Source organism: Shewanella sp. SR44-3, assembly GCF_014163735.1.
Classification (GTDB): domain Bacteria; phylum Pseudomonadota; class Gammaproteobacteria; order Enterobacterales; family Shewanellaceae; genus Shewanella.
Genome location: NZ_JACJDV010000048.1, coordinates 1 through 26,989, shown reverse-complemented (window position 1 = coordinate 26,989; position 26,989 = coordinate 1). Strand labels below are relative to the sequence as shown.

General features: G+C 44.5%; 24 protein-coding genes and 1 tRNA gene. 13 read left to right on the top strand and 12 right to left on the bottom strand.

Features of this window, described 5'->3' with window-relative positions:
• Window positions 1–128 precede the first annotated feature (128 nt).
• Window positions 129–479 (bottom strand): iron-sulfur cluster insertion protein ErpA, encoded by a 351-nt coding sequence (erpA, locus tag H5073_RS16330; RefSeq protein ID WP_182680629.1) that lies wholly within the window; start codon window positions 477–479, stop codon window positions 129–131.
• A gap of 2 nt (window positions 480–481) precedes the next feature.
• Window positions 482–1,273 carry a DUF6776 family protein gene (locus H5073_RS16325; RefSeq protein ID WP_182680628.1) on the bottom strand — a complete coding sequence of 264 codons (792 nt, stop codon included), beginning with the start codon at window positions 1,271–1,273 and terminating at the stop codon, window positions 482–484.
• A gap of 109 nt (window positions 1,274–1,382) precedes the next feature.
• Here H5073_RS16325 and H5073_RS16320 point away from each other — a divergent pair, with 109 nt between their 5' ends.
• The 4 genes from H5073_RS16320 (at window position 1,383) to nhaD (ending at window position 7,154) form a co-directional block, all read left to right on the top strand.
• On the top strand, window positions 1,383–3,107 hold the full coding sequence (locus H5073_RS16320; RefSeq protein ID WP_404948409.1) for a chloride channel protein: 1,725 nt from the start codon (window positions 1,383–1,385) through the stop codon (window positions 3,105–3,107).
• Window positions 3,108–3,246: 139 nt separating this feature from the next.
• Window positions 3,247–4,266, top strand: a complete 1,020-nt coding sequence (locus H5073_RS16315) for an aspartate carbamoyltransferase (protein ID WP_182680626.1) — start codon at window positions 3,247–3,249, stop codon at window positions 4,264–4,266.
• A 63-nt stretch (window positions 4,267–4,329) separates the two neighbouring features.
• A complete protein-coding gene (gene hemL / locus H5073_RS16310) occupies window positions 4,330–5,631 on the top strand; it encodes a glutamate-1-semialdehyde 2,1-aminomutase (RefSeq protein WP_182680625.1) in 1,302 nt (433 codons plus the stop codon).
• Between the two features lie 275 nt (window positions 5,632–5,906).
• Window positions 5,907–7,154, top strand: coding sequence for a sodium:proton antiporter NhaD (nhaD, locus tag H5073_RS16305; protein WP_182680624.1), 1,248 nt, complete (start codon window positions 5,907–5,909; stop codon window positions 7,152–7,154).
• A gap of 79 nt (window positions 7,155–7,233) precedes the next feature.
• Here the strand turns inward: nhaD and H5073_RS16300 are convergent, their stop codons facing one another.
• Window positions 7,234–8,412, bottom strand: coding sequence for a general secretion pathway protein GspB (locus H5073_RS16300; protein WP_259394927.1), 1,179 nt, complete (start codon window positions 8,410–8,412; stop codon window positions 7,234–7,236).
• On the bottom strand, window positions 8,413–10,122 hold the full coding sequence (locus H5073_RS16295; protein ID WP_182680623.1) for an ExeA family protein: 1,710 nt from the start codon (window positions 10,120–10,122) through the stop codon (window positions 8,413–8,415).
• A gap of 141 nt (window positions 10,123–10,263) precedes the next feature.
• Here H5073_RS16295 and H5073_RS16290 point away from each other — a divergent pair, with 141 nt between their 5' ends.
• Together H5073_RS16290 and H5073_RS16285 are read left to right on the top strand one after the other, a co-directional pair.
• Window positions 10,264–11,505, top strand: a complete 1,242-nt coding sequence (locus H5073_RS16290; protein WP_182680622.1) for a multifunctional CCA addition/repair protein — start codon at window positions 10,264–10,266, stop codon at window positions 11,503–11,505.
• Between the two features lie 263 nt (window positions 11,506–11,768).
• Complete coding sequence (locus tag H5073_RS16285) at window positions 11,769–12,035, top strand: Lpp/OprI family alanine-zipper lipoprotein (protein WP_182680621.1); 267 nt, start codon at window positions 11,769–11,771, stop codon at window positions 12,033–12,035.
• Window positions 12,036–12,326: 291 nt separating this feature from the next.
• On the opposite strand, the gene H5073_RS16280 is transcribed toward H5073_RS16285, so the two are convergent.
• From H5073_RS16280 to folB, 4 genes are all read right to left on the bottom strand, one after another.
• Window positions 12,327–13,151 (bottom strand): putative RNA methyltransferase, encoded by an 825-nt coding sequence (locus tag H5073_RS16280; RefSeq protein ID WP_182680620.1) that lies wholly within the window; start codon window positions 13,149–13,151, stop codon window positions 12,327–12,329.
• A 171-nt stretch (window positions 13,152–13,322) separates the two neighbouring features.
• Window positions 13,323–14,123 (bottom strand): undecaprenyl-diphosphate phosphatase, encoded by an 801-nt coding sequence (locus H5073_RS16275; protein ID WP_182680619.1) that lies wholly within the window; start codon window positions 14,121–14,123, stop codon window positions 13,323–13,325.
• A 98-nt stretch (window positions 14,124–14,221) separates the two neighbouring features.
• Window positions 14,222–14,716 carry a 2-amino-4-hydroxy-6-hydroxymethyldihydropteridine diphosphokinase gene (gene folK, locus H5073_RS16270; RefSeq protein ID WP_182680618.1) on the bottom strand — a complete coding sequence of 165 codons (495 nt, stop codon included), beginning with the start codon at window positions 14,714–14,716 and terminating at the stop codon, window positions 14,222–14,224.
• A 40-nt stretch (window positions 14,717–14,756) separates the two neighbouring features.
• Window positions 14,757–15,110 carry a dihydroneopterin aldolase gene (gene folB, locus H5073_RS16265; RefSeq protein WP_182680617.1) on the bottom strand — a complete coding sequence of 118 codons (354 nt, stop codon included), beginning with the start codon at window positions 15,108–15,110 and terminating at the stop codon, window positions 14,757–14,759.
• 245 nt (window positions 15,111–15,355) lie between these two features.
• Between folB and plsY the strand changes: the two genes are divergently transcribed.
• Window positions 15,356–15,970, top strand: a complete 615-nt coding sequence (gene plsY / locus H5073_RS16260; RefSeq protein WP_182680616.1) for a glycerol-3-phosphate 1-O-acyltransferase PlsY — start codon at window positions 15,356–15,358, stop codon at window positions 15,968–15,970.
• A 68-nt stretch (window positions 15,971–16,038) separates the two neighbouring features.
• Here the strand turns inward: plsY and tsaD are convergent, their stop codons facing one another.
• On the bottom strand, window positions 16,039–17,055 hold the full coding sequence (gene tsaD, locus H5073_RS16255) for a tRNA (adenosine(37)-N6)-threonylcarbamoyltransferase complex transferase subunit TsaD (protein WP_182680615.1): 1,017 nt from the start codon (window positions 17,053–17,055) through the stop codon (window positions 16,039–16,041).
• A 285-nt stretch (window positions 17,056–17,340) separates the two neighbouring features.
• Between tsaD and rpsU the strand changes: the two genes are divergently transcribed.
• The 6 genes from rpsU to H5073_RS16225 all read left to right on the top strand — a co-directional run bounded on the left by rpsU (window position 17,341) and on the right by H5073_RS16225 (window position 22,726).
• Window positions 17,341–17,556, top strand: a complete 216-nt coding sequence (gene rpsU, locus H5073_RS16250; RefSeq protein WP_006080725.1) for a 30S ribosomal protein S21 — start codon at window positions 17,341–17,343, stop codon at window positions 17,554–17,556.
• A 7-nt stretch (window positions 17,557–17,563) separates the two neighbouring features.
• Entirely contained in the window at window positions 17,564–18,007 is a 444-nt protein-coding gene (locus H5073_RS16245) for a GatB/YqeY domain-containing protein (RefSeq protein WP_182680614.1), read from the top strand.
• A gap of 94 nt (window positions 18,008–18,101) precedes the next feature.
• The gene (dnaG, locus tag H5073_RS16240; RefSeq protein WP_182680613.1) at window positions 18,102–19,826 is read left to right on the top strand and encodes a DNA primase; all 1,725 of its coding nucleotides are present in this window, start codon (window positions 18,102–18,104) and stop codon (window positions 19,824–19,826) included.
• Between the two features lie 155 nt (window positions 19,827–19,981).
• Window positions 19,982–21,826: an RNA polymerase sigma factor RpoD gene (rpoD, locus tag H5073_RS16235; RefSeq protein WP_220488093.1), complete on the top strand. Its 1,845-nt coding sequence runs from the start codon at window positions 19,982–19,984 to the stop codon at window positions 21,824–21,826.
• Window positions 21,827–22,076: 250 nt separating this feature from the next.
• Window positions 22,077–22,153, top strand: a tRNA-Ile gene (locus tag H5073_RS16230).
• 213 nt (window positions 22,154–22,366) lie between these two features.
• Complete coding sequence (locus H5073_RS16225; RefSeq protein ID WP_182680612.1) at window positions 22,367–22,726, top strand: hypothetical protein; 360 nt, start codon at window positions 22,367–22,369, stop codon at window positions 22,724–22,726.
• A 184-nt stretch (window positions 22,727–22,910) separates the two neighbouring features.
• Here the strand turns inward: H5073_RS16225 and H5073_RS16220 are convergent, their stop codons facing one another.
• From H5073_RS16220 to H5073_RS16210, 3 genes are all read right to left on the bottom strand, one after another.
• Window positions 22,911–24,122, bottom strand: coding sequence for an NnrS family protein (locus H5073_RS16220; RefSeq protein ID WP_182680611.1), 1,212 nt, complete (start codon window positions 24,120–24,122; stop codon window positions 22,911–22,913).
• Between the two features lie 226 nt (window positions 24,123–24,348).
• The gene (phrB, locus tag H5073_RS16215; RefSeq protein ID WP_182680630.1) at window positions 24,349–25,788 is read right to left on the bottom strand and encodes a deoxyribodipyrimidine photo-lyase; all 1,440 of its coding nucleotides are present in this window, start codon (window positions 25,786–25,788) and stop codon (window positions 24,349–24,351) included.
• Window positions 25,789–25,864: 76 nt separating this feature from the next.
• Complete coding sequence (locus H5073_RS16210; protein ID WP_182680610.1) at window positions 25,865–26,827, bottom strand: DUF523 and DUF1722 domain-containing protein; 963 nt, start codon at window positions 26,825–26,827, stop codon at window positions 25,865–25,867.
• Window positions 26,828–26,989 lie beyond the last annotated feature (162 nt).

Sequence of the window (26,989 nt, the reverse complement as noted above, 5' to 3'; positions counted from 1 at the left end):
TTGTTAATGGTTAATGGTTAATGGTTAATGGTTAATGGTTAATGGTTAGTGGTTGGAAAGGTAAGAGCAAAAAAGCCGTCAAATGACGGCTTTTTTATTGGCTTTTATGCTCGCAAGGCTCAGTAATATTAGACTGAGAAGCTGGCGCCGCAACCACAAGTAGAGCTAGCATTAGGGTTTTTCACAAAGAAGCGTGAGCCCTCAAGTCCTGAAGTGTAATCCACTTCACCGCCGACCAAGTACTGTAAGCTCATTGGATCTACAACTAACTTAACCCCTTGCTTTTCAATGACAAAATCATCATCACTGCTTTTCTCATCGAAAGTAAAGCCGTATTGGAAACCTGAGCAACCACCGCCTGTAACATAGACGCGTAACTTAAGCTCTGGGTTCTGTTCTTCTTCGAGCAGGCCCTTCACCTTGGTTGCCGCAGCATCGGTAAATTTGATAGGCATTGCTGCATCTGTCTGTTCGGTCATGATTACCTCTTAGTCTCACTATTGTGCGAATTATCCTTTACTTGACTATTTTGTTCAAGTATTACCCCAGGTTCTTTTTCTGACCCCAGTAGCTCATTGGCATCGAACCCTTGGCTTATGGTGGCAGCCTTATTACCTCGTCCTGAGCGTACCTTAGCTTTGAGCTCTACTCGTCCTAAGATAAAGTTGGCGGGCAGGTTAATTTCAGCATCTAATATTTGAAAATATTGAAACGAAAAATCAAACTTAGTTTTTGTCAGCTTATCTAAACTGATCTCGCTGCGCTTACCATCCACTAAACCGATAAATACTAACTGAGCCGTACCTCGAAGGCTGAATTTTCGTTTTTGCAACTGGGTCAAGATAAGCCTAACTTGATAACGGTTAGCTACCAGACCTGGAATTAATTCCAATGCGTGGATTGCCAATCCTTCTGCATTCGCCTCTGGCGCCATCACGCTACGATAAAATGCCAATTCTTTTTCCAACGCTTTTTGTTGGGCTAACTGCTGCGCAAACATCTTTTGCATCTCAGTATTGGCTTCTTGCTCTATGGCTAAGGCTAGATTTTTACTTGCTGTCTCTTGAATTTGGCGCTCGAGCTCTAAGGTCAATTTACGCTTAATGCTGGTGCTATACTGAGTCTCTTCCGGAGCAAAGTCGAGCCAGAAACGGTAGCTTAAGTTACCAAGTAAAAAGAACACCACACAAAGCGCCGCTAAATACACTCTTGGGTTAGCATATTGACGCTCTAGTGCTTGAAGTCGATCTAACCAACGATGATAATTTAGCATTAGGTTACAAGCCTTTAATAAAATACAATAACATCAACCGAGACCTTACCTTTTAGGTATAAAAGCGACTCAGCAAGTGACTTCCGCCACTATTAAATGGGCAATGAAAGTGCAATTTAAGATAAATAAAGCCGCTATTATTCACGCCAAACGCGTTATACGCAAATATCTGCGTAATGAGTTTAGGGATCAGCTGTCCCAGGCGAGCATAAGTGTGCAATTGTGTGCACTGGCTTTATTGTTTGCCATTATCTCATCCGCGGTGATTATTCTATTCAGGCTCACCTTGCTATGGGCCGAACAATACACTCAAGTGCTGCCAGGAAACATCACTGAACTTGCCTACGATTGGCGAACCTACTTACCCATTGCTGGTGCAGTACTGATTTGGATAGTCGCATTACTGGGCTCAAAACGCTATCGCCGTATGGGCATTGCCTATGTACTACACAGATTTAGACACCATTATGGCAAGGTGCCGTTACAGTCTGCTCCGGGGCAATTCTTTCAGGCATTGATAGCGCTTGTCACCAACTTCTCTGTCGGCCGAGAAGGCCCTGCCATTCATTTGGGGGCTGTGAGTGCCAGCGTGATGGCCGAAAAATTTAAATTGCCCGACAACAGTGTGCGCATCATGTGCGCAAGCGGCATCGCTGCCGGAATTGCCGCCACCTTTAATGCCCCCTTAGCTGCAGTGCTTTTTGTGTTCGAAGTCATCGTTAGGGAATACAAAATTCATTACTTCTTCCCTATCATGTTATCTGCCATTTGCGGCGCAGTATCAAGCCAGTTAGTATTTGGCAATGTTCATGAATACGCTTCAATCAATGTTATCCATATTCCTTTAGATCATTATCCTATTCTGCTTTTAGGTGGCTTAGTCTTAGGCTGTACCGCAGCAGCATTTAATTACTCCTTGCTAACAGTGACAGCCAAAGGCCAACATTGGCCGTTAATTTATCGCCTCGCGATTGCTGCCATTATTACCACTGTGGTGGGATTATTTTTACCTCAGGCTTTAGGCTCAGGGGATTTAGCCTTACATGAAGCGGTCAGCGAAAATCCCAGCTTAGTCTTCTTAATTGCCCTGCTATTTGGCAAGATGTTGGCCACCATTGCCGCCATTGGCTTTGGTGTGCCAGGCGGCTTAATTGGCCCTCTGTATGGCATAGGTGCCTTAATTGGCGCTATTTTGGCGCTGCTCAGTAGTGCACTATTTCCGTCTATTGCGCCCTATGTGGGCCTTTATACCGTTATAGGCATGACAGCCATGATGGGGGTGTGCTTAAGCGCACCTCTTGCGGCTTTAGTGGCCTTACTTGAAATGACCAATGATGCCTCCATCATACTGCCAGCTATGTTCGTTACCATACCTGCATTTTTAATAGCTTATCAATGGTTTAACGCTGAGTCCATTTTCCTCAAACAACTGGATATTATGGGACTTGGCTACAAGGTTGCACCAATCAATTTAGGCCTACAACAAAAAGGCGTGCGGGTATTAATGGACAAGCGTTTTGTCATAGTAAGTGATGATGGTGAGTTACTGTTAGAAGTATTAAAGCGTGCCGAGGGCCGCCCTGTATTAGTGCGCAATAGCGAAGGTAATATTGAAATGCTGCGCCTTGAAATGCAGTCATTTGAAGATAGCACCACCTTGTCTCGACACCCAATGGAAGGCTTACCCGATAGCGCCACTTTAGATGATGCCTATGAGCTATTAGCAGCGAAGCGTGCTGGAGAAGTGTTTATTTACCGCGACAATATCGACAGAATTGTCGGGGTTATTAGTTGGAGTAATTTGCAGCAAGAGATCCGTTTAGGGCAAATGTGATCACCGGGCAAATTCAACCTAAGACTATGTTATCTATCTTAGGCTTCTGCTACAATCGCGCCTCAGCCACCCTACACAAATCTAGGGTAATGAGTCGCCCTTGCGCACTAATTGCCCCCCAACATTGGAAATTAGGCTGATGACACAGTTCGAAGGTTCACACATCCTCTCGGTAAGCCAGTTAGATCTCGACGCTATCAACACCATATTTACCACTGCTAATAAGATGACCCCTTACGCTCTGCGTGAAAAACGCACTAAGGTGTTAGAAGGTGCTATTCTAGGAAACTTGTTTTTTGAGCCCAGCACCCGTACTCGGGTGAGTTTTGGCTGTGCTTTCAACTTACTGGGCGGCCATGTGAGAGAAACGACAGGGATGGCTTCATCGTCCTTGTCTAAAGGTGAATCCTTATACGACACAGCCAGGGTGTTATCGACCTACTCCGATGTGATTGCCATGCGCCACCCCGATGCCTACTCGGTAAAAGAATTTGCCGAAGGCAGTCGAGTACCGGTGATCAACGGTGGCGATGGTCCTAACGAGCATCCAACCCAAGCCTTATTAGATTTGTTCACCATACAAAAAGAACTTAGTCACGCAGGCATTAGCATCAATGGGATGCACATTGCTATGGTGGGCGATCTCAAATATGGCCGCACCGTGCACTCGCTGTCACGCCTGTTATGCATGTATAAAGACATCCAATTTACCTTGATCTCCCCGACTGAACTGTCTATGCCAGATTATGTGCTCAATGACATAGAAAAGGCCGGTCACAAGGTGCATATTACTGATAAGCTTGAAGGTAATTTACATCAAGCCGATATCCTCTATTTGACCCGTATCCAAGAAGAGCGCTTCCCCTCTCAGGAAGAAGCGAATAAGTACCGCGGCAAGTTTAGGTTAAACCACAGCATTTATACCCAGCACTGCAAATCTAATACTGTGATCATGCATCCTTTACCAAGGGATTCAAGAGCGCAAGCCAACGAGCTTGATAACGATCTCAATAGCCACCCAAGTTTAGCGATTTTCAGGCAAGCCGATAATGGCCTACTTATTCGCATGGCGCTGTTTGCCCTCACGCTAGGGGTTGAAAATCAGCTTGAACAATATGAGTGCCCGGTGAATTGGTATTCCCGCAAAGGTGATAGATAACCGCATTCAACAAACCTGTTTTGCACTATATTTTTACATAAATTCAGTTATTAAGGACTACAGATGACTCGTTCCGAAACCCTATTTGAGCAGGCAAAACTTACCATCCCAGGCGGCGTTAACTCGCCAGTACGCGCCTTCAATGGTGTCGGTGGCTCGCCGCTTTTCATCGAAAAAGCTGATGGTGCGTATATTTTCGATGCCGACGGTAACAAGTACATAGATTATGTAGGGTCTTGGGGACCAATGATCTTAGGTCATAACCACCCTAAAATTCGTCAAGCCGTATTAACAGCAGTAGAGAATGGTCTTTCCTTTGGCGCGCCCACTGCACTTGAAGTCAAGATGGCAGAAAAAGTCATCGCCATGGTGCCGTCAATTGAACAAGTGCGTATGGTGAGCTCTGGCACAGAAGCCACCATGAGCGCTATTCGCCTAGCTCGTGGTTACACTAATCGCGATAAAATTTTAAAATTTGAAGGTTGCTACCACGGCCATGCGGATTGTTTGCTCGTTAAAGCGGGCTCTGGCGCATTAACCTTAGGCCAACCTAGCTCTCCTGGCATTCCAGAAGATTTTGCTAAGCACACCCTAACAGCCACTTATAATGATTTAGCCTCAGTGCGCACGCTATTCGAACAACACCCTGATGCCATCTCCTGCATAATTTTAGAGCCTGTGGCTGGCAACATGAACTGCATCCCACCTATTGCTGGCTTCTTGCAAGGTTTGCGCGCCCTGTGTGATGAATTTGGTGCACTGTTGATTATTGATGAAGTGATGACAGGCTTTAGGGTCGCCATGGGCGGTGCTCAAGCTCACTATGACGTAGTACCTGATTTAACCACATTAGGTAAAGTCATTGGCGGCGGCATGCCTGTGGGCGCTTTTGGCGGTAAGAAAAAAATAATGCAGTATATCGCGCCAACGGGTCCGGTTTACCAAGCGGGTACGCTTTCTGGCAACCCCATCGCCATGAGCGCGGGTCTTGCGCAAATGGAGGCACTGTGCGAGCCTGGCCTTTATGCTGCATTAGCGGAAAAAACCGAGCGCATAGCCCTTGGTATGAAAGCGGCGGCAGATAAGCATTCTATTCCACTTGCTATCACTTATGTGGGCGGCATGTTCGGTTTCTTCTTCACCACAGATACCGCGCCTATGACTTCATTTGCACAGGTCACTAAGTGCAACATGGAGCACTTCCGTTACTTCTACCACGCCATGCTAGCCCAAGGTGTATATTTAGCGCCTAGCGCCTATGAAGCCGGATTCTTATCCATGGCTCACGGTGAAGATGAACTTACCTTGACCCTTAAGGCTATGGATAGCGTGTTTGCCGAAATGAAGCTAGCTTTTAAGCTTTAGTCGACAACTTTCGTCACAACAAGGTGGCCATTAAAGTTAACCTTTTCTGGCTAAAATAAAAAAGGGATCCTTGGATCCCTTTTTTATGCCTATTGTTTCTATTTTTATGATCTAAACGAAGTTAATCCCACTTTTTCACTAAAAAACTGTGATCTCTGTTGCTAAAACATAGCCATTATGGTCTGATCCCGCACGTAAAAATCAGTAACTAATGATGAATAAGCTCGCAGCCATCATCTGGTCTAAAAACACAAAAACAGGTTGGAATTGCAGTCATGCTACACACCTTTCTTATCCTTCTTGCCGTGCTCGCCCTGCTGAGTATCGTACTGGAAGAAGTCACTCATATTAATAAAGCAAAAACCACACTCTTCTTAGGCTGTATTGCCTGGGTTAGCTTATTCATTGCCTCTGGCGATCCTGAGCAGACCAAAATTGTTGCAGAAGAACTCAATGAAAACTTGCTCGAAATTGCCACTCTGTGGCTATTTTTGATGTCCACTATGACCTTTGTCGCCTACCTGAACGCCAAAGGCATGATCCAAATCATGGTGCAAAAGCTGTTTCCTCAGCGCGTGTCGGTGCGCATGTTGATGATCCAAGTCGCCATGTTTTCACTGTTTTTATCGGCGATTTGCGATAACGTCACCGCAACCTTAGTGTCATTAGGCTTGCTCACCACCTTTAAGCTCGATAAACAAATGCGCCGACGCATGGCTGTGCTTATCATTTTTGCGGTGAACTCTGGCGGCGTGGCGCTTATTACTGGCGATGTGACTACCTTGATGATTTTCCTTGCGGGTAAAGTCCATATCTCTGATTTGTTAGTGCTATTTGTGCCAGCGGCAGTGAGCGTAATGTTACTGGCAGTGCTTTTCTCTCTAAAAGCTGAAGGTGAAGTCAAAACCACCCCCATAAAGCAGCAATATCGCACTATCGATGTCGTCATCGCGGGGATATTCTTCCTCACTATCGTGATGACTATGGCACTAAACGTGTTCTTTAGTATTCCGCCTGTATTGACCTTCTTAACCGGCTTATCTGTGATGTTCCTCGTGGGACACATGAGTCGCCCTGACAAAGAAGAAACTCAAGTACTGGAATACATTCGTCAGGTGGAGTTTGATACCCTGCTATTTTTCCTCGGTATTTTACTTCTTGTAGGCATGCTGAAAGTTATCGGAACCTTGGATTTATTAGCTCAGGTCTACAGCATGTATGACCCTAATATCTCTAATTTCTTTACGGGTATGGGCTCTGCGCTACTGGATAACGTGCCATTAACTGCGGCTTTACTTAAAGCCGATCCTGTACTAACAACAGTGGAATGGTTAGGACTCACTTATTCTGTTGGTGTCGGTGGATCATTGCTGGTTATTGGTTCTGCATCAGGAATTATCGCCATGAGTAAAGTTAAGGAACTGACTTTTGTAAGCTACCTTAAATACGTGCCAGCACTCATGCTGTGTTATTGTGTGGGTTATGCTTTAACTCTGTTTATGGCGCAGCAAATTCACGGTTAAGCCTATATTCAGGCAACTCGATATAATACCCAATAAAAAAGGCGCTCAAGCGCCTTTTTTATTATTAAAATCAACCAATCTAGATTGCTGGCACTTTAAATTTAGTCCCTTGAATATCAAGCACGATATCCCGCGGACGAATTTCAATTAAGGTCAGTTTATCTTGGATTTTATCCCCTTCTTGCAACTCTACACCGTCTACATTAAGCCAACGGTTACTGGCAACAGAAGAATACACATGAGCCACCACTGAAAACTCTGGCACTTGCAATTGCAGATTTACTGGCAGCTGGCCGAACTTGGGATAATCTTGAGTTTGAGTTTGCGCAATAGGATCTACAGCTTCAGGTGTTATATTCTGATTGGCTGATTTTTCATACTCAACATCTTTAAGTGCTGTTGCAAATGCCGCCATTAGATTATCTTTTTCGGCTTCACGCTTGATAGCTTCTATCTGGCTATTTTTTTGACTCTGGCTCAAATTATTGGTTAAGTTCGAGCTGAGTTTTTGATTGTTATAAAAGTCACTTTCATTATCCCTTGGAGGCTTACCGCCAATATAGTTTGGTTTATCAGGGTTATAGTCACGGGTTTCATCCGCTGAAAAACGCTCGAAAGTATCATTAATCTTGACTTGTCTTGCCGCATTATCCACTTGCTGTTTAAGCGCAGCTAATTCGGCCCGTCCACGGGCGTTAGCGTTGGCTCCAAGGATTATGGGCTCATCATCAATGCTTGTTTCGGTAAATGCCTCTCTGGCATAGCGTTTCTCACTTTCTGATAAACCGGCAAGTAGCGCCTCATCAATTTGCTCATCTTGCTGCTCTGCAGCTATTGCCATCTGAGTTTGTGGTGATAAACCTGCGCTATACGCCCTAGCCACGGGTAAGGCGACTTTGCCAGCAAGCTTTACTTGAGCATTATCTATTTGAGGGTTGTGATTAACAGGCTCATTCACGACTGACGCTCTCCCTTGAGCGTCAACATCTATTCCTGCTATTTTAGGTAAAGCCGCCGTCGCTTGCTGCTCAGTACCTCCCTGAAAAGTCATACCACTATTTTGATTCGCTATAACCTGAGCCATAACCCATGCGGCCCCAACGGTTGCCGCCAGCCCTGCCAGCAGCAATACCGCTTTGGCGCTAGTAAGGCTCGATTTAGGCTTAGGGTAATTGGCTCTTGGGGTCAGCACGGCATCTGGTAACGCACCCAATTGCTGGTTTTTCTCACGGGTGACGGCATCTAACAATATCGACATTTAGAGTGCCTCGGCGCGGTAGCTGAGCACTGGGGTTAATCTTGGCCCTAGCTTGCTGTTAAATAAGTTCAATTGTACTAAGGTCTGACTGCCCGCAATACCGTCCGCTTTTAAGCCGTGTTGACGCTGAAAAGTAATCAATTGACGTTCGAGCTCGGCATCAAAGCTATCCATCAATCTAGCTTGACGGCCGGCTACCTTGGCGAGGTTATTTTCCAACCACTGCACTTGAGATAAATGCGCACCGCGACTAATTTCTCTCGGCACCCGCTTGCTTGGTTGCCAGAGTAGCTCGAAAGTGCCACTAAAATGCCGATTAAACCATGCCTTAGTCACCCAGAGCTGTTGCTCATTAAGTTGCAGCAACAACTTGTCATCACTCTGCTCTATGAGTACGCCGTAAAAATCCCCAAGGTTGTCGTCTTGAAGGTAGACCACTGCAGGATAGTTAAGCTTGGCGATACTGTTCCAATTGCCCTGTTGTTGATGGCAAGCTAAGCCTTGCTCCATAGCAGCTTGGCAAGGGGTTAGACCTGTTATAGGTTGACGTTGCCATAAACCGAATAATCCGGCATAAGCACTATCAATATTCTGGCTCTGGCTAATCGCTTGATTGAGTACTCGTGACTCTAAGCTTTCTTGCGCGGCCCGCATATTTTGCGGCTCGGCGGTATTAGTGAGCGGCGCTGTTTGCACCGAGATTTGCTGGCTAGCCTCAGAGACAGGAGTCTGCTGCAGTTGCGCTAATGGCGCTGTCGAACCAGCCAAACTTAAATCAGTTAATTGTGATTCAGCAACACTAGGTGATATCGCAAGTTGATAAAAACCATAAAATGAGCTAGCAAATACCAAGGTAACGGCTGCAGCAATCACAACAGGTTTTAGAGGCAATTTGAACTCCTCAACTTCACCCAATACTTCTGCGGCAGCTTGTTTAACCATGTGATGATCGATTGGCACCTTAGATTGACCATAACCCGCCATTAAGGCGCGCTCACAGAGTAAATTAATCAATCTTGGGATCCCGCCACTGTATTTGTGCAAATACTTATAAGCTTTGGTGGTGAAAAGAGGCTCAAAGCGATTAGCAACCTGTAAACGATGCTGCACATAAAGGCCAATTTCATCTGTCGTTAACGGCAATAAATGGTAGCGTGCGGTAATACGCTGAGCTAGCTGTCTTAATTCTTGCCGCTTAAGTAATTGCTGTAATTCTGGCTGGCCAATTAAAATCACCTGCAGCAGCTTTTTGGTGTCAGTTTCTAAATTAGTCAACAATCTAAGCTGCTCTAATACTTCGGCTTTAAGGTGTTGGGCTTCATCAATAATAAGGACGGTATTACGGCCTTTTTCATGGTTTGCGAGTAAGTACTGACTAATGAGATCGGTAAGTTGTTTAAGGCTTGGGCCTTGGCTGTAACTGATTTTTAACTCGTCACATAAAGTGGCTAACAATTCAAGCTCAGTAAGTGCAGGATTAAGAATAAATGCTGTGTCAGTATTTTCTGGCAACTGCCTAAGTAAACACCGTGACACAGTCGTCTTGCCAGTCCCAACTTCCCCAGTTAAGAGTACAAAACCACCTGTCTCACCCAAGCCATAAGTTAGGTGCGCCAAGGCTTCTCGGTGGCGATCACTTAAGAATAAATAATGGGGATTAGGTGCGATTGAAAAGGGATTATCATTCAGTCCATAGAAAGCTTTATACATGTAACCACAAGTCCTAATTAAATGCCGACGGCTCAAGTTAAAGCTTAGCCACTGGCTTGTCAAAATTTAGCGTGAAAATATCAGCCTTAAACACCTATCGTGTTAAGCTTTGCACAACATTATTTAAGATTTTACAGTGATATGAAAATTTATCTCGTCGGCGGCGCGGTGCGCGACGCATTGCTTGGTTTAAGCATCAAAGACAAAGACTATTTAGTGGTGGGGTCCACCCCTGCTGAAATGCTGTCCTTAGGTTATCGCCAAGTGGGTAAGGATTTCCCCGTTTTTTTGCACCCCAAAAACCAGCAAGAATATGCCTTAGCACGCATTGAGCGCAAAACAGGCTCTGGCTATGATGGTTTTAGCTGCGATGCCAACGAACATGTCAGTTTAGAAGAAGACTTATTGCGCCGAGATCTCACCATCAATGCCATAGCCCAAGATGAGTACGGCAAATTGCATGACCCTTATGGCGGTCAGCAAGATATTGCCGATAAAAAGCTTCGCCATGTTTCCATGGCCTTTGTTGAAGATCCACTTCGAGTCCTTAGGGTCGCCCGTTTTGCAGCGCGCTTTCATCCACAGGGCTTTACCGTTGCCGCTGAAACCCTGACGCTAATGGCACAAATAACCCAAAGTGGTGAGCTTGAGCACTTAACCCCAGAACGGGTTTGGCAAGAGTGCGAACGCGCCATGGCAACTGATGAGCCACAAGTTTTTTTTGAGGTATTAGCTCAATGCGGCGCTCTTGAAGTCTTGTTCCCCGAAATCCATGCACTATTTGGTGTGCCGCAACCGGAGAAGTGGCACCCAGAAATAGACACAGGACTGCACACATTATTAAGCCTAAAGCAGGCAAGCCTACTCAGCCAAGATATGGCAATTCGCTTTGCGACCTTAGTTCATGACTTAGGAAAAGCCTTGAGTCCCAAAGAAAGCTTGCCTAAGCACCATGGCCATGGTCAAAAAGGTTTACCCCTGATTAAAAATCTGTGCAAACGCCTGCGTGTGCCTAATGACTATCGAGACCTTGCCTTACTAGTAAGCGATCAGCATCAAAACATTCACAATGCCTTTGAGCTTAAAGCCAGCACTGTCATAAGTTTGTTCGATAAAGGCGATTTTTGGCGTAAGCCAGAGCGATTAGATGGTTTGCTTATCGCTTGTATTGCCGATATTCGAGGTCGGACAGGGCTTGAGAATAGCGATTATCCCCAAGCAACTTATTTGGCACATTGTTTTCAACTAGCCAAGCAAATTGACGTCCAGCAGATAATCGCCCAAGGATTTGCCGGCAGTGACATAAAAAACCAGTTAAATCGACTGAGAATTCTTGCCATCGATGAATACAAGCTAACACTGAACGAAAAACAACCAAACTAATTGACGGCAATTTGTACAGCTTCGGGATGTTTTCGATTAAAAATACAACTAATGATGGTTGTAACGCTATAAATCGTTAATAGAACATCAAATTCTCATGAGAAAATGGTTACAAACTTGCAATTCAATAAATATTCGCTATTTTATTTAAATATTATTGTATTTAGCTATAGCAAATTTAAATAGCTGTGACATAATTACGCCGTTGCAGTTACAAAGTGTTTCTGCACAATATTATACAACCTATATTAAGGGATTTACCCATGAACAAAAAAGTACTGATGATTGCTGGTGTTGCGATGACTGCTTTATTAGGTGGCTGTGCTAACACTACCGCTCTTGAAGAGAGCGTTGCTAACCTAGGTAACAAAGTTGACCAACTATCTGCAGAAGTTGGTTCTTTAAAGTCTGAGCAAAGCAAGCTAGCTGTTGATGTTAAAGGCGCTAAAGCTGCATCTATGGACGCTCAAGCTGAAGCTAAACGTGCTAACGACCGTTTAGACAACATGGCTTCTTCTTACAAAAAGTAAGAATGGCAAAAAAATTAGCTTATTGATATAGGTTGATTGTTGAGGCTTGATGGTTGGCGATACTATGAAAATAGTAATACGTACAACATCAAGCCTTAATTATTTGTAAAACTTACACATTCTGACAGCTAGCCAACTGACTCTCATCTCATGTAACTCCCCTTCTAATAACTCTTTTTAATGATGACTTACTAAAGTCCTATTTTATATCACTCCTTGTTATTGCTTTAACGCCATGCCATCCGTGGCCGCCAAGCACATTAAGCAAAATCAGCTCATGAAAGATAAAAATTAACCCTGTTTTTTGGCTATAACCAAATTAAACTCAAATTCTAAATGAGTATTCTGCTGAGTTTTGATCCCATGCCTTAACTCATCGTTGGCACGCCAGCCGAAGCTCGACATATCTAACAGGGTAATCGCCTGCTGACCATCCACGTCTTGGGTAAACTTGATTTGATGCGATTCAATAACCTGAATATTTTTTGGTAAGTTAATTTCTTGCTGCTTTTCTACAAGATCTGAATACACTTGCTGTTTAAGCTGCCATAAATGCCGCTCGGCAGGAATGAGCATCACTAATATGCCGTCATCTTTTAGCACACGTTGGCACTCTTTACCTTTAAGTGGACTATCGAGAATAGTAATCACATCAACACTGTTGTCGGCGATAGGCAGCTTCTTCAACCCTGAAAGAAGCAAGTTAGCCGCAGTACCCGCCTTAGAGGCTGCAAATAAGGTATTTTCACTGTCATCTATGCCCCAATGCTGTGCATTAAGCGCAGACAAGTTTGGCATAAGCGCTCGTAAATAATAACCGTCACCACATTGGTAGTCTAAATGCTGTAGCTCAGGTTTATTTACCAGCAGCGTTAATAATACTTGGGCTATTTTATCCACGACAGGACTGTATATTCCCGATGCAAGCAAGAAACGCTTAGCGCGCATTTTTTCTCGGCTTATGGCTTGCATCTTAGTTTTATTCACCAACAATAAGGGCCAGTAGCCTTCTTTATGTCGATCGTAATGATGTTTATTTTCACAATAAAAACCCTGAGAGGCTTGATGCTGCTGTAAAGGGCTAGTGCAAATAGGGCAAATCAACATAGAGGTCATAATTAATACCACCAAAATAAAAAGAGCCAGTTAACGTTAACTGGCTCTGAAATAGTAGCCATAAATGAGATTACAAACTCACAGGCTTATCAAAATAAACAACATCATTACGACTCAGCCAGAAAAATAAGCCTTAAACAAGTGTAATAATGGCTGCTGAAAATAACTGATTTACCAAAGGAGCAAGGCAAATAATACTGAACCTAAGATCAAGCGATAAATAACAAATGGCGTCATTCCCATACGGCTAATAAATTTAAGGAAGTAATAAATACAGGCGTAAGCGGCAAAAAATGAAACTAACATTCCTATACCCAAAGCTTGATAGTCGATAGCTTCTGGGCTTTCTATTAAGTCTTTGGTTACCAAAATAGCCGCGCCTAAGCCTACTGGCACTGACATTAAGAATGAAAACTTGGCAGCAGCCTCACGGCTTAATCCCAGCATCAGTGCTGCCGTCATCGTGGCCCCTGAGCGAGAGGTGCCAGGAATAATCGCTAATGCTTGTGCAAAACCGATTAACAGCGCTTTACGCCAACCGGTTTGATACACAGTGAGCTCTGAGCGTGACATTCTGTCGGCCCACCAAAGCAATAAACCAAAGACAATCGTCGTAGTCGCAATCACTGTGGTGTTTCTTAAATGCGTAGCAATAAAGTCTTTGGCGACAAAACCGAAAATAACCGCTGGAATGGTTGCGATAATGATCCACCAAGCAAGCTTGCTCTCATGACTTTGCTCCCCCTTAACTAGGCTTAGCACCCAGGCTTTGGCCATACTCCACAAGTCGTGACGAAAGTAGATAACCACGGCCAATAATGAGCCGGTATTCACTGCAACATCGAAAGAAAACCCTTGATCTTTCCAGCCTAATAACTGTGACGGCAAAATAAGGTGAGCTGAGCTGGATATAGGAAGGAACTCGGTAAGCCCCTGAATTAAAGCGAGTAAAATAACCTGAAGCGTTTCCATGTTGTTCCTAAATAGAAAATATCGTCATAATAGTGCAGCAATCATCTTCTGCGTTCTTGTATAGCTCAGGCAATAATCACTCCTAGCTGTTATCAGGCTTAAAGCTGTTGAAAATTAAAAGCAATTGGCCAAATCTGCTGGCTCTGCTTATCAAATTCATTCCATAAGGTTAGGTAGCTTTTTTGCACCACAGGATGGCAAGCATTAGGCACAAGTTCCGCCAGAGGCCAGAGCACAAATGCATTATATAGGATCTCACCACGAGGCAATACTATAGGTAACTGACAAATGTCATCATCATAGAGTAATAAATCAAGATCTAGACTGCGGGGGCTGAATTTTTTAGCCTGCACTTGACGGCCATTATCTTGCTCTATTTGCTTGAATAAGGCATTCACTTCCCCGATAGATAAATCTGTGTCAGCGCCTATCACCATATTTAAAAAGTTGGTGCCATCAAAGCCTACCGCTTTGCTCTCAAACACCCTAGATAGTTGCAAGCGGCCAAAATGGCGCTGCAGATCAGCCACCCCTGAAATAACATGGCGTTCAGGCTCTACATTGGTGCCTAAACTGATATAAATACGTGCCATATTCAGTCTACATCCTATTGATTAATCAACACTCCCGCCATTATAGGCGGCCACGCTCTATGGTAACGCCTACTGATGCAGCATGAGGAATTGCGCCAGGTTTCATCACCACCACTTGCACCCAAGGCACCTTAAATTCAGTTTGCACGCATTGAGCAATCATCTCAGCAACCGTCTCAATCAGCTCTATGGGCTTTTCTGTGATAAGACTTGTGATACGTTTTGAGACAGTCTCATAGCAAAGTGCATGCTGGTAGTCGTCCCCTGCAGCTGCAGCGCGATTATCCCAAGCCATATCAAGATCCACCACTAACGTCTGATGGATTTGCTTTTCCCACTCATAGATCCCAATCACAGTTTCTATGCTTAATTGTCGTATTAATACCTTATCCATGTGTTCTCCAAGCAATTTGACTTGAGGTCGGCGCAGCTGACAAATTATTTCAAGATATAATGCAGATATTCACGATTTGGTCTTTTTCCCACGCCGTGAAAGCAGTAGGATAGGTTCAGTAATTAAGCAGGTATAGTGACTTTTATTCACATGACCACTGAGCACAGACAAAAATGAATCTTGAATAATCTCGAGCACAATAAATTCATGGGCGATAATACCCTAAGAAGAGTAAGGAAACCAATTTGAGCGCAGTGACTATCACCATATTGATGATCTTAGGCGCCTACCTAGCCGGTTCGATATCAAGTGCAATTTTAGTGTGTCGATTAAGGGGCTTACCCGATCCTAGAACCAATGGCTCTGGTAATCCTGGTGCCACAAATGTGCTACGTATCGGGGGACTAAGCTCAGCGGTGTTGGTGCTGTTATTCGATATGCTAAAAGGGGCCATTCCCTCATATATTAGCTACAAGCTTGGCTTAGATTCGGTCTTTTTAGGCCTAGTGGCTGTTTCTGCCTGTCTTGGGCATATTTTTCCGATATTTTTTGCCTTCAAAGGCGGCAAAGGTGTTGCCACAGCATTTGGTGCTATGGCGCCAATTGGTGAAGACTTAGCCCTGTGTTTATTGGCGACTTGGATAGTGTTTGCTCTCATTACTCGCTACTCATCCGTAGCAGCTATTATTGCTGCCAGTCTAGCGCCACTTTTTACTTGGTGGCTAGATGAAAGGTTTACTATACCCGTTGCCATGTTGTCCGCGCTGATTGTTATCCGCCATAAAGACAATATACACAGACTGTGGACCGGGGAAGAAACCAAACTTTCCCGCAAGAAGCGCGATAAAAAAACCACATAAAAAAGCTTAACCTTATATAAAGTTAAGCTTCAATGATGATCCACTCGTCCAGTATCTGGGTTTACGCATTAATCTACTGCAGGCAAGCTATCCAATGGCCATCTTGGTTGACCTTTAACGCTTAAGTCTTCAATCTGTCCCGCTTTTAATCGCTGTAGGCCTGCATAAGCTATCATGGCGCCGTTATCGGTACAAAACTCACCCCTAGGGTAATACACCCTGCCGCCTAAATTTGTCATCAATTCAGCTAAGGTTTCTCGCAAGCGGGTATTAGCGCTGACACCACCGGCAATCACTAGGCGGTTATAACCGGTTTGCTTAAGCGCCCGGCGACATTTTATCGCTAAAGTATCCACCACCGCCTCTTCAAATGCCCGAGCGATGTTAGCACGAGTCTGATGATCGTCAGGCTCAGCCATAATGGTGTTAGCTGTAAATGTTTTTAGGCCTGAAAAGCTAAAATCAAGCCCCGGCCTGTCGGTCATTGGCCTTGGAAACTTATAACCTGCGGGCACGCCTTCACTTGCCAATTTAGCAAGCCTTGGGCCACCGGGGTAATCAAGTCCCATGAGTTTGGCGGTTTTATCGAAAGCTTCACCTGCTGCATCATCGACAGATTCCCCTAACACATGATAGCGACCGATACCTTCAACTTGTACCAACATAGAATGCCCGCCACTGACGAGTAATGCCACGAATGGGTACTCTGGAGCATCATCCTCTAACATAGGTGCGAGTAGATGTCCTTCCATATGATGCACACCAACCGCAGGTTTACCCCAGGCATACGCTAAAGAGCGGCCAACACAAGCTCCCACTAATAAAGCACCGATTAATCCAGGTCCCTTAGTGTAAGCAACGCCATCTAACTCATCGGCACTGGTATTAGCATCTAAGAGCGCCTGTTTGATAAGTGGCACTATCTTGCGTACGTGATCGCGAGATGCCAATTCCGGCACCACACCACCATAGTCAGCATGAAGCTTTACTTGACTATAGAGTTTATGGGACAACAAACCCAGTTTGTCATCATAAACCGCAATCCCCGTCTCATCACAGGAGGTCTCAATACCTAACACCCGCATAATGTCTCATCATGTTAAAAAATCTGGGGGCCAATTCTACCTCTTGGTATACTAATACGCCAGCCAGTTAACGCTTTGACCGTGCAGATTAGGCAATATAGGCTACTATTGACCACCTAATTTCAAGCTATTTTCAGGTTATACAGCAAGCCTCATTGACACATAATCGTTAAGGGGTTTACAAGCGGCCCTGCTTCGGTGTAAAATTCCGCACCATTTTAAATAGCCTTGGTTCCTTTAATTTTAATGAGAACCGATATAACTACACCTAAGGGGTGATGGCGTATGCCAATAATTAAAGTACGTGAAAACGAACCATTCGACGTAGCTCTTCGTCGTTTCAAGCGCTCTTGTGAAAAAGCTGGTATCCTAGCTGACGTGCGTGCTCGTGAATTCTACGAGAAGCCAACAACTGCACGTAAGCGCGCTAAAGCGGCAGCAGTTAAGCGTTTAGCTAAGAAGCTTTCTCGCGAAAACGCACGTCGCGTACGTTTATATTAATCTCATCATGAGCCTAATTGACCAGCTAAAAGATCAGATGAAAGACGCTATGCGTGCCAAAGATAAGGTACGCTTAGGGACTATTCGTATGGCATTGGCCGCCATCAAGCAAATCGAAGTGGATACCCGCGAAGAATTGACTGATGAACAGGCCATAGCTGTCTTAACCAAAATGGTAAAACAACGCCGTGATTCTATTGCTCAATATGAAGCAGCAGGTCGTTCGGAGTTAGCAGCAATTGAAGCAGAAGAGATTCAAGTTATTGAAACTTTCTTGCCAACGCCTCTAAGCGAGGCAGAAGTTGCCGCATTACTTGATGAAGCTATCCAAGCGGTAGGTGCATCATCCATGGCGGATATGGGCAAAGTGATGGGTGCATTAAAAGCTAAAGTGCAAGGCCGTGCTGATATGGGCGCCATTGGCGCACTCATTCGCGCAAAATTGCAATAGTAAGCCTTTAATGTATGAATGAGCCGTGCACCTGCACGGCTTGTTTGTTTATAAAGCCTAGACAAAGGTATCACAGCGAGAAAACTAACAATTCATGGCAATCCCCCGCGATTTTATTAATGAGCTTATTGCTCGTACTGACATAGTCGAACTTATCGACCGTAAAGTACCGTTAAAAAAAGCTGGGAAAAACCATTCGGCTTGTTGTCCTTTTCACAGTGAAAAATCCCCTTCTTTCACCGTCAGCAGAGACAAGCAATTCTATCACTGCTTCGGCTGTGGCGTTCATGGAAATGCTATTGATTTTATTATGGAATATGACAGATTAGAATTTGTCGATGCCATAGAAGAACTCGCCGGACAACTGGGACTTGAGGTTCCACAGGAACAAGGGACAGGCAGTAGAGTTGATCAAGGCTTAAGCCGTGATCTATATCAACTGATGGAAGAAGCTAAACTCTTCTACCAAAGCCAATTACGCCAACATAGCGATAAGCAAAAAGTCATCGATTACTTGGCCATGCGTGGATTAAGTGATGATATTGTCGAACATTTTGGTATAGGGTTTGCCCCCGATGGTTGGGATGGATTACTGAGCCGTTATCGCCAGCATCCTCAATCCCAAGATAAGCTGCTCACAGCTGGCATGCTTATCGCCAACGATAGTGGCAAGCGTTACGACAGATTTCGCGACCGATTAATGTTCCCCATTAGGGATCGTCGCGGTCGTGTAGTCGGTTTTGGTGGACGAGTTTTAGGAGAAGGTACGCCAAAGTACTTGAATTCTCCAGAAACGCCCATATTTCATAAGGGTAATGAGCTTTACGGCTTGTATGAGTTAAAGCAACGTCATAGAGATCCGCAGCAAGTGCTTATTGTTGAAGGTTATATGGATGTGGTGGCCTTAGCTCAATTTGGTGTCGATTACGCCGTCGCCTCATTAGGGACCTCGACAACAGCCGAACAGTTCCAATTATTGGTACGCAGCGCCAAAGAAGTTATTTGTTGTTATGACGGTGATAGAGCTGGCCGCGAAGCTGCATGGCGAGCACTGGAAACAGCATTGCCACTGTTAAAGCCAGGTGACAAGGTACGCTTTATGTTCGTGCCACAAGGTGAAGACCCTGATTCTATGGTGCGTAAAATAGGCAAAGACGCCTTTGAACAAGCCATGACCCAAGCCTTAAGTTTACCGGAGTTTTTATTCGAAACGTTAGCCACTAACCATGGTATCGATAAAGGCACCTTAGCAAAACAGGCCATCAGCTTAATTGAGAAAGTGCAGGACAGCGTGCTGCAAAACTTGCTGCTAGAAAACCTAGCCCACAAGTTAGGCATGAACAGTGCTGATGATCTAAAAAAGAAATTTGGTTTTAGCGCTAAACAGACGCGCACTGTAAATAGCAAAGGCTTACAAGGACGCGGGACTCCGCTTCGTTTAGCCATCGCACTATTGGTGCAACACCCAGATTTAGGGTTAGCATTGGCGCCGCAGCCAGCGTTAGCCCATTTACAACTTGCAGGTATAGAGTTACTCAACCACCTGCTAACAGTCACTCGAGAAGAAAAGTTAAACAGCGCACAACTACTTGAATTGCACAGAGAACACCCGCAAAAAGGGACTCTGATAAAATTGGCCCAATGGGACCATCAAGTGGCGGATGATAACTTAATTCAAGAGTTTAGACAGAGTTTGATTTGGCTGAACAATCAGTATATTGAACAGCGATATCAAGAGCTTAGTCTAAAGCAGACCTTAAACAAAGCCGAGAAAGTACAACTACATAAGCTAATTTCAATCATGAAAGGCTTAAGCTAACTCGACTGGACCAGCATCTGCTAACAAATGCACATAAAAGCAAAGTCATGGACTAGCGAAGCTAACCCCAGACAGCTATAATTAACGGTTTTCGCGGCACCCGGCATAAGCCAGTGCCCTATCGTTGTAACAGTTACCCAACTTGGATGATATCTATGGATCACACTCCGCAGTCGCAACTTAAATTGTTGCTCGCTAAAGGTAAAGAGCAAGGTTACTTAACCTATGCTGAAGTCAACGACCACTTACCCGCTGACATGGTCGATTCTGATCAGATTGAAGATATTGTCCAGATGATCAATGACATGGGTATTCGGGTGTTCGAAGAAGCACCTGATGCCGATGACATGATGATGTCAGAAGACAACACTGATGAAGATGCCGCAGAAGAAGCTGCCGCGGCATTAGCAACGGTTGAAAGTGAACTTGGCCGCACCACAGATCCTGTGCGCATGTATATGCGTGAAATGGGCACAGTGGAACTACTGACACGTGAGGGCGAAATTGTTATCGCCAAGCGTATTGAAGAAGGCATTAACACGGTACAAAGTTCAGTATCAGAATACCCTCAAGCGATCGCCATGATCCTTGAGCAATTCGATCAATACGAAGCAGATGAACTTCGTCTGACAGATATTATCGCTGGATTTATCAATCCAGATGAAGATGACGTTGCTCCTACCGCCACCAATATCGGTTCCGAATTATCCGAAGCACAGCAAAATGATGACGATGATGACGATGATGACGAAGACAACGATGATGAAGAAGAGGAAGAAGGCAACAAAGGGCCTGATCCTGAGCAAGCCAAAGAAAAATTCACTGAGTTGAGAGAAGTCTACGAAAAAGGCTTAGCTGTCATTGCCGAAAAAGGCCGCGATCACCCTGAAGCGATTGGCGCGTTATTCGTTATTGGCGAACTATTCAAAGAATTCCGCTTAGTACCTAAGCAGTTTGACCGCTTAGTAAAAAGCATGCGCACCATGATGGACAGAGTCCGTGTACAAGAGCGCTTAATTCTTAAATTATGTGTTGAACAGGCCAAAATGCCTAAGAAAAATTTCGTTAAAGCTTTCACAAGCAACGAAACCAACTTAGATTGGTTCAATACAGAAATGAACAGCAACAAGCCTTATGCTGACGCGCTTAAAGCCGTCGCTCACGACGTTAACCGTTGTAGCAACAAGCTTGCCGCCATTGAATTAGAAACCGATCTCACCATTTCTAGCATCAAAGACATCAACCGTCGCATGTCTATCGGTGAAGCTAAAGCTCGCCGCGCGAAAAAAGAAATGGTAGAAGCCAACTTACGTTTGGTTATCTCTATTGCCAAAAAATACACCAACCGTGGCTTACAATTCCTGGATTTAATCCAAGAAGGTAACATTGGCTTGATGAAGGCTGTAGATAAATTCGAATACCGTCGTGGTTATAAGTTCTCGACCTATGCAACTTGGTGGATCCGTCAGGCCATCACTCGTTCAATCGCTGATCAGGCCCGTACTATCCGTATTCCAGTACACATGATTGAGACAATCAACAAGCTGAACCGTATTTCTCGTCAGATGCTTCAAGAAATGGGCCGTGAGCCGTCTCCTGAAGAATTGGCAGAACGCATGATGATGCCTGAAGATAAAATTCGTAAGGTGCTAAAAATCGCTAAAGAACCTATTTCAATGGAAACCCCAATCGGTGACGATGAAGATTCCCATTTAGGTGATTTTATTGAGGATACCACTCTTGAGCTACCTTTAGAGTCTGCCACCAGTGAAAGCCTAAAGAACGCCACTCACGAAGTGCTAGCAGGGCTAACCGCCCGCGAAGCTAAAGTACTGCGGATGCGTTTTGGTATCGACATGAACACTGACCATACTCTGGAAGAAGTGGGCAAGCAATTTGACGTTACCCGTGAGCGTATTCGTCAAATTGAAGCCAAGGCGCTGCGTAAATTGCGTCACCCTTCTCGCTCAGAGATCTTGAAATCATTCTTAGATGAATAAGCTTTAACTTCATCGTGTTAACTTTCAAGAGTTAGACTTATAACGAGTCACCAACAAAAACCTGCCCAGTGCAGGTTTTTTGTTATCTCAAATTACAAACTCAGGCATAAAAATCCAAAGTAAACTGAAAAATGATTAACAGATAACCAATCAAACAACAAAAAGGCTATTCTGTTGAAAACACAGGTGACAAGCCCAAACAAAATTCGTATACTTCACTCGCTTTCGGTAGTGACGACTATCAAAAGTCGGCCCCTTAGCTCAGTTGGTTAGAGCATACGACTCATAATCGTCAGGTCCCCAGTTCAAGTCTGGGAGGGGCCACCAAATTCAGAGAAGGCGTAGCTGGTTAATAGCCACTGCGCCTTTTTCGTTTCTGGCGTATACAGGGCAGTTATCGGTTTAATACAAAAAACATTAAAATTACTTATTTATCTGTAATTTTAAACATAACTCCCCTTAGTAAACTTCATAAAATGATTCTATGAAGCCTGCGCCTCAATACTGATTTATCAAGTAAACATCAATATAGGAAGTATGATGAAAAAACTAGCTCTTATTGCAGTAGCATTACTAACTGCCTCAGGTTGTACTGTACGTGTAGCCGATCTAACAGTCGCCAGCTCTAAAAACTTTGATTTAAACTCAGGTAAGCTTGTTAAAGGCCAACGTGTATCAGGTGAAGATACATACCCAGTGTTTATTCTGCCTTTCGGCGTTCCAAATATGAAGACAGCTATCGATAGAGCCATCGAATCTGAAAAATGTGCGGTAGGCCTTTCAGATGTCGTGCTTAGTCATTTAAGTCATTCATTTTTCATAGGTTCTGTCGGCATGCGTGCTGAAGGCGATTTGATTATCGATAAAAACCAGCCTGGTTGTGAAAACAAAGGCGTTTAATTTCGATTAGATACAAAACAGGCAAGTCATAACAACTCATGACTTGCCTGTTCATTTATTAGTTCAACACGATAGCAATCAAACCGCCCCGAAATGAACTCCGTTGACCTGCTTAACTCTGAAATACTGCATCTCTTTACTTATAAACTTTCACACAACAAAATCCAATTTTAAGATATTCATATTAACCTGGGCGCCCGTCAACTCTCGGCTGAGTCAATACACTCCAGTAATGCCAAACAAACATGCCAAAGCCGATAAACCAAGCGATGCCAGCTAGCCATAACCAGGTTTGAGTCCATTGTGGCAATAATAGCGGCATGACAGCGCGCAGTATTGCAGCCAAAGGCAAGCAGATAAACGCGAGCACCATGCTAGGGCCCTGGTAAATATTTCGACTAGTATGACCTAGCGATACCCGTGAGATCATCGACAAACATAAAGCAGCAAGACAGCCTATAGCAAACACGTGTAGCAGTAATTTAGTCACATAGACATTGCCCACATAAAAACTTAATGCCAGCAGAGTAATAGGTAAGGCGGCATAAGATAAATGCAGCGACCACAGCATAGGCTCTCTTAAGGTATTGAAAGGCTGCCACCTCAACCAGCGCACTAACTGCAATAAACCCGCGCTCAGTAACAACCCTTGTTCGACACCTTGAGGCAATAACTGGGTAATGGCTTGAAACGCTAACGCTATCATAAACACAATGACGGTGTAATCGAGCGCTTCGATAGGCTCAGGCTTTTGGGTTTGCAAGCGCATTGCCGTAAAGAAAGGAATAACCCTCCCCCCCACAACAGTAATAAGCAGCGCTAGCCACCATAACATCCCTTGCCAGATATGATTGGCTAGCACAAAGTCATTGTTTGCTAACGCATAATAACTGAGTAGATTCACTAATAGCGCGAGGGTGAGCATGATGGGGAAACCGATATTTCGCCACTGCTTTACCGGATAAATACAGTGCCATAAAGCCATAGCACTAGCCCCTAAAAATAATGAATCGAATATTGCGGGTACATATAGTGGGATGGCAAAAGGTAATAACAACGACAGCCGAGCCAGCAGCCAAGCCATAAACACTAAGGCCAGTGGCATACCTGTGATAGTGGGTCTATTAGTCCAAGCCTGCACCGCCGTGAGTAAGAAACCACACACTATCGCCATGGCAAAGCCAAACAGTAATTCATGAGGGTGCCACCAAATAGGCGCGACATTATGCCAAATATCAGCATTAAATAGACTATAAGCAGGCACAAACCAGCCCAGTAACCACAGGGGAACATACAAACTGGCCAGCACTGCACCGCCTAAGAAAAATGGCCTAAAGCCTAAGCGCCAAATGGCTGGAGTGCTGTCAGTTTTTGCAGGATCGTCAATATTAAGCATAGATTATGACTCGACTTATCTAATGGGTGAACCAGAAACCTGCTGATAATAAACCTCATTAACAGAATGAATATCGTTAAAGTATAAACAGGCATTTTCAATGGATCTTTGTAAAGTCTAGTTTAAGTTTATCTAAACTAGGCTTCAATCAGATTGTCTTGATTTAAGTTCATAGGTAAGCAGGACTGTGATCGAGTCGAGGTTAATGCCAATTAGATTAATAATTTTAAGGTTTTTTTAATGCACTCAGCACTTCGATGGCGCGCTGCCGAGCAAAACTATGTTCAACAATCGGTGCGGGATAAGTCGCAGATTTCCCCTCAAGCTCAGGTGCGGCAAACAAGTCCACCTTAGACGCTTCATAAACAGCACTGCATTTAATCTCGTGAATCGCTTTATTAGGCACCTCACTGAGTTCAGGCACAAAACGTTTTATAAACTCGCAATTGGGGTCAAACTTTGCGCTTTGACTTAATGGACTGAACACCCGAAAGTAAGGCTGAGCATCGCAACCTGTGCCTGCTGACCACTGCCAGCCACCATTGTTTGCCGCTAAATCGCCATCGATAAGTTGCTGGCGAAAATACTGCTCACCCCAGCGCCAATCGACCAGTAAATGCTTAGTTAAAAAACTGGCAACCAGCATTCTAAGTCGATTGTGCATCCAACCGGTTTGATTTAGCTGCCGCATCGCGGCGTCCACCAGCGGGTAACCAGTGCGTCCTTCACACCATGCTGCAAACTCATTTTTATCGTTACGCCACTTAATGCCATCGCCTAAGGCATTAAAGTTATGCCCCATAGAAAGTTTTGGAAACGCCACCAACAAGTGGCGATAAAACTCACGCCAAATTATCTCATTCAGCCAAGTTTTGGCAGGGCTAGTATCATCCACTAACGCCTCAGGGAAGCGCTGTAAAACCGAGGCGACACATTGTCTGGCACTGATAACACCTAAGGCTAAATAGGGGGATAATCGACTGGTGCCTTCTACTGCAGGGAAATCCCTTAGGGCTTGGTAATGCTCAACATCTTGGCTTAAAAACGTATCTAAGATGCGTTTAGCCGCACCTTCTCCTGCTTGCCAAGCCTCACTTGAGCGCATCGCACAATCAAAGGTTATCGGTGCAATTTGGCTAATAGCACTGTCTATTGGCCCAGGGGCTGACAGTGGGACAATATGCATCGACGCCGTGATTTGTTTCCACTTTTTACTAAAAGGGGTAAACACCTTGTACATATCGCCACTGAGGTTGAGCACAGAGCCTGGCACTAACAGGCAATCTTGCTGCAATAACGTCAAATTAAAACCCGCCGCAATTAAGCTTTCGTCACGCCTTTGCTCATTGATTTCAGGCTCTTTTCCCGCAAAGATAGCGCCAATGGTATGCTCGTTCACATAGTCAGCCAGTAACGAAGCACTATCATCGAACACTTGACCATAAAGCACGTCCAAAGGAATGCCCAAGGCACCTAAGGACTGGGCCAGCAGATTAAGGTGACGGCGAATAAAATCAATTTGCATCGGCGCCACATGATGACGCTGCCACTGCTCAGGCGTCACTATATACACAGCGCGCACCTTGCTGCCATGATCATTGGCAAACTCACAGGCGGCTTTTAATGCAGGGTTATCGCCAATACGTAAGTCATTTCTGAACCACATCAAGCTATTGGGCACAGCAGTACTTTTAATATCAGCGCCTTGGCCATCAAGGGTGGATTGTTCAGTACCTAATAAGTTAGTAGGCATAGCGCAGTTTCAACTCCTCTGGGTGAGGATTTAGATACACTTGGCTTTCAATATATGGCGTTGGAAATTCACGCAAATAGTGATTTATCAAAGTAATAGGCACTAACAAAGGCAATAACCCTTGGCGATACTTGTCGATAGACTCGCTCAGCTCTTGCTTCTGTCCTGCGGATAAATGCTTCTTAAAATAGCCCTGAATATGTTGCAAGGTACTGGTGTGATTTTTGCGGGTCGCTTTGATTTTAAGCGCAGTCATAAAGCCCTCAAAATACTCAGTAGCGGATTGGTCTACGTCTTGAATATCGGCCAAAATAGGTCCCAAGGCACGATACCATTTAGGGCTATGGGCCATGATCATGTACTTATAGCGGGAGTGAAATTGAATGAGTTTATGTTTGGTTAAGCCACTTTTTAACATGGAAAACCAATCATGGTAAGCGTAAAGCCGAGTGATAAAGTTTTCACGGATCACCAAATCGTTTAATCTGCCCTCTTCCTCCACAGGTAAGTGAGGATAAGTCTCCATCAACACCTTGGCAAACACTCCTACACCCGCCTTACTACCATTGTTGGTGCCAATTTTATATTCTGTGACTCGCTCCATACCACAAGTAGGCGATTTAGCACATAAAATATAGCCGCCTAAAAAATCAAGTTCAGCGACTTTCTTCTGACTATACTCATTGAGTTTATCGGTAACATCTAAGCTAGCATCAGCGCTTTGAATAAGAACGGTATCACCGTCCCTTACCAAACGAATGCTCTTGCGGGGCGCCCCCAAGCCTATGCCCATCTCAGGGCATACTTGCACAAATTCAACATGCTCCCTTAAGGTAACATCACAATAGTAAGAGTTCTTATGGCCGCCATCGAAACGCACTTTCTGCCCCAGCAAACAACTGCTGATGCCTATCTGAATTTTGTCTGAGTTAAAGCTTGATGAAAGTTCCAATTTGACTCACTCCCTATAATTAACGCTCTATTCAAGCAATCATCGCCCTCAAGCAGTACTAACACCTACTTGTGGCCTGCTGTTCTAATCTCGCTAGCGTACTGCTCTGCTTTACGGTTCTGCTTTACGGTTCTGCTTTACTGTTCTGCTTTACTGTTCTGC

Excerpts from the sequence above, each read along its gene's own strand:
- erpA (WP_182680629.1), bottom strand. The coding sequence starts at position 479 with ATGACCGAACAGACAGATGCAGCAATGCCTATCAAATTTACCGATGCT.
- H5073_RS16325 (WP_182680628.1), bottom strand. The coding sequence starts at position 1,273 with ATGCTAAATTATCATCGTTGGTTAGATCGACTTCAAGCACTAGAGCGT.
- H5073_RS16315 (WP_182680626.1), top strand. The coding sequence starts at position 3,247 with ATGACACAGTTCGAAGGTTCACACATCCTCTCGGTAAGCCAGTTAGAT.
- hemL (WP_182680625.1), top strand. The coding sequence starts at position 4,330 with ATGACTCGTTCCGAAACCCTATTTGAGCAGGCAAAACTTACCATCCCA.
- nhaD (WP_182680624.1), top strand. The coding sequence starts at position 5,907 with ATGCTACACACCTTTCTTATCCTTCTTGCCGTGCTCGCCCTGCTGAGT.
- H5073_RS16300 (WP_259394927.1), bottom strand. The coding sequence starts at position 8,412 with ATGTCGATATTGTTAGATGCCGTCACCCGTGAGAAAAACCAGCAATTG.
- H5073_RS16295 (WP_182680623.1), bottom strand. The coding sequence starts at position 10,122 with ATGTATAAAGCTTTCTATGGACTGAATGATAATCCCTTTTCAATCGCA.
- H5073_RS16290 (WP_182680622.1), top strand. The coding sequence starts at position 10,264 with ATGAAAATTTATCTCGTCGGCGGCGCGGTGCGCGACGCATTGCTTGGT.
- H5073_RS16285 (WP_182680621.1), top strand. The coding sequence starts at position 11,769 with ATGAACAAAAAAGTACTGATGATTGCTGGTGTTGCGATGACTGCTTTA.
- H5073_RS16280 (WP_182680620.1), bottom strand. The coding sequence starts at position 13,151 with ATGACCTCTATGTTGATTTGCCCTATTTGCACTAGCCCTTTACAGCAG.
- H5073_RS16275 (WP_182680619.1), bottom strand. The coding sequence starts at position 14,123 with ATGGAAACGCTTCAGGTTATTTTACTCGCTTTAATTCAGGGGCTTACC.
- folK (WP_182680618.1), bottom strand. The coding sequence starts at position 14,716 with ATGGCACGTATTTATATCAGTTTAGGCACCAATGTAGAGCCTGAACGC.
- folB (WP_182680617.1), bottom strand. The coding sequence starts at position 15,110 with ATGGATAAGGTATTAATACGACAATTAAGCATAGAAACTGTGATTGGG.
- tsaD (WP_182680615.1), bottom strand. The coding sequence starts at position 17,055 with ATGCGGGTGTTAGGTATTGAGACCTCCTGTGATGAGACGGGGATTGCG.
- rpsU (WP_006080725.1), top strand. The coding sequence starts at position 17,341 with ATGCCAATAATTAAAGTACGTGAAAACGAACCATTCGACGTAGCTCTT.
- H5073_RS16245 (WP_182680614.1), top strand. The coding sequence starts at position 17,564 with ATGAGCCTAATTGACCAGCTAAAAGATCAGATGAAAGACGCTATGCGT.
- dnaG (WP_182680613.1), top strand. The coding sequence starts at position 18,102 with ATGGCAATCCCCCGCGATTTTATTAATGAGCTTATTGCTCGTACTGAC.
- rpoD (WP_220488093.1), top strand. The coding sequence starts at position 19,982 with ATGGATCACACTCCGCAGTCGCAACTTAAATTGTTGCTCGCTAAAGGT.
- H5073_RS16225 (WP_182680612.1), top strand. The coding sequence starts at position 22,367 with ATGAAAAAACTAGCTCTTATTGCAGTAGCATTACTAACTGCCTCAGGT.
- H5073_RS16220 (WP_182680611.1), bottom strand. The coding sequence starts at position 24,122 with ATGCTTAATATTGACGATCCTGCAAAAACTGACAGCACTCCAGCCATT.
- phrB (WP_182680630.1), bottom strand. The coding sequence starts at position 25,788 with ATGTGGTTCAGAAATGACTTACGTATTGGCGATAACCCTGCATTAAAA.